This is a genomic window from Arthrobacter sp. JCM 19049 (genome assembly GCF_001310435.1).
The window spans coordinates 1-2,297 of the sequence record NZ_BAXF01000353.1 but is presented as its reverse complement, the minus strand read 5'-3'; the positions used below and the strand labels follow the sequence as shown (position 1 = coordinate 2,297).

General features: G+C 65.6%; 1 protein-coding gene and 2 pseudogenes. 2 read left to right on the top strand and 1 reads right to left on the bottom strand.

What is annotated here, in order from left to right; translation table 11 throughout:
• Nucleotides 1-300 precede the first annotated feature (300 nt).
• A complete protein-coding gene (locus tag JCM19049_RS12065; RefSeq protein ID WP_279403099.1) occupies nucleotides 301-759 on the top strand; it encodes a DUF3093 domain-containing protein in 459 nt (152 codons plus the stop codon).
• A 245-nt stretch (nucleotides 760-1,004) separates the two neighbouring features.
• Here the strand turns inward: JCM19049_RS12065 and JCM19049_RS12060 are convergent.
• Nucleotides 1,005-1,305: pseudogene (locus JCM19049_RS12060) on the bottom strand (DUF4193 domain-containing protein).
• A gap of 237 nt (nucleotides 1,306-1,542) precedes the next feature.
• Between JCM19049_RS12060 and sepH the strand changes: the two are divergent.
• Nucleotides 1,543-2,297: pseudogene (gene sepH, locus JCM19049_RS20630) on the top strand (septation protein SepH); the annotation flags it as partial.

The window sequence follows — 2,297 nt, the reverse complement described above, 5'->3', positions numbered from 1 at the left end:
CCCCGGCCGTCCCCGTGGTGGGCGTAACCGGGGGTGGGCAGCCCATCGTCAAGCAGTTTGATGGCGATCTGCAGGCTTGGTTCACTCATGGGTGGTGTTTCGTCTTCCGTTGAATCCGGCAGTGGCTTCACTGTGCCGCGGGGCGGGCAGGAGCACTGCCTGCGGCACCTGAACAACTCTAGCGCCTCGGGCTTCGCCTGTGGTGGGCCGGGGACGGATTGCCCATAGTTCTTTACCGGCCGCCCGGCGCTGCGGGCGGGCTGGGCGGCACGCACAGGTTCAGCGCCTAAAATGGACGGCATGAGTATTGCGAGCTCCGGTGAGTCGACCGTGCTGTTCAACGAAAAACTGTGGCCTTCGGCCGGAACCTGGATTTGGCCGCTGCTGCTGGCCTTGACCGCGGGGGTGGCCCTGGCGCCGATCGGAGTGGCCTGGGGAATCCTGGCCGGGGTGATCGCCTTTGTGGTGATGACGGTGATCCTGATGCTGAACACCCCGCAAATCACGGTGACCGAGGATTCGGTGCGCGTGGGCCGGGCGAACATTGAACGCCAATACGTTGGCGAGGTCATCGGCTACCGCGGCCAGGAGGCCTTCGAGCAGCGCGGCCAGAAGCTGCACGGGCTGGCCTACATGAACCTGCGCGGCTGGGTGGATGCCGTGGTGAAGCTTGAGATCACCGACCCGCGCGACCAGACCCCGTACTGGCTGACCTCCACCCGCCGCCCCGAGGAGCTCACCCGCGCCTGGGTGGTGTGATGAACGCCTACCGGCAGCCCGACGAGGTGCCCGCGGCCGAGGACGTCACCGCGGAGGACCAGGCCCAGCCGGAATCGCGCTCCAACCACGGGGACTCCCAGGGCCAGTAGCCTGTCGACGGCGACCGCCACCAGATACAGCAAGCCGCCCAGCACTTGCCCTCCTTGGCGGGGATGCGGTGCTGGGCGGCTTCGGGTGGTTAATGGGCCGGGCCCGGATCGGGCGCGCTCACGCGGGGAGTCGGGTTAGTCTTCACACTCGGTGCAGAACATCTGCGCGCCGTCCTGGCGGGCCAGCTGGGAGCGGTGGCGGACCATGAAGCAGGAGGCACAGGTGAACTCGTCGGCCTGCTCGGGCATGATTTCGACGCTGAGCTCCTCCTGGGTGACCTCGCCGCCGGGAAGCACGAACTTCGGCCAGGTCCGTTTCATCCTCGTCGATCAGGGTCGCCTGCTTCGCCGTCCGCCCGGCGTTCAGATCCGACAGCTGCCTGGCCGTCTCGGATTCCTCCTGCTTTTCGCGCGGTGCGTCGTAGTCGGTAGCCATTGAAGTATCGTTCTCTTTTCCTTGACGGATGTGCAACAACTCGTGGCGGTACACTACACCACCACTGGCACGCGTGTATAACGTCCTGGACGGCAAAAAATTCCCCGGATCCTGCCTGGAAGGGCGTTCTTCGCGCGCCAGGCCAAGGAAATCGCGCCACACCCTTGGCGGTAATAGGAATTCCGGGCGTTGAGTGGCAAAGTTTTACTCAGGAAATAAACCGTGTGGAGGGTAGTAATGCGTCAGCTGAGACTGGTAGGAATACATGAAAATGGTTCCAGCCTGCAGGTCAGCAGTGACGACGGGATGAGCTTTGAGCTGCCCGTCGACGATGCACTGCGCAGCGCCATGGCCGAAATCGCCCGCGCCCGTGCACCGCGCAACCGTGAACAGTCCTCCGACCACTCGCCGCGGGAAATCCAGGCCCGAGTACGCGCCGGCGCCTCGGCGTATGACCTGTCGGTGGAGTGGGATGTGCCGATCGAGCAGATCCTGAAGTACGAGGCCCGGTGCTGGCCGAACGCGCCCACATTGCCGAACTGGCGCGCCGCGTGGAGGTTTCCGGTCCGCAGACCGATGCCGAGTACCGTGAGGCGTTTGGCGAGGAGCCGGCCGACCTGGGTGCCATGGTCACCCACCGGCTGGGCCAGCTGGGCATTGATGCGGAGTCGGTGCAGTGGGATTCCTGGAAGGACCCGGAGCCAGTGGCTGGTGACCGCCATCTTCAACTCCCCGCTGCACGAGGCAACGTTGAGTCGCTCTCCGAGGAGAACCAGGACGACTCCCCCAACGTGGCCAAGTGGTCCTACCATCCGCAGCGGCGCACGCTGCGCAACCTGAACCGCTGGGCCCAGACCCTCAGCGAGCAGGCGGCCCCCGAATACTTCTCCACCATCACCCCGGTGGCGGTGGAATCCCCGGCCGCCCGAGGCCCCCGGGGAGGCGGCTCCCACCCAGCCTGGCGACAGCGAGGAACTCGTGGAGCTGCTCAA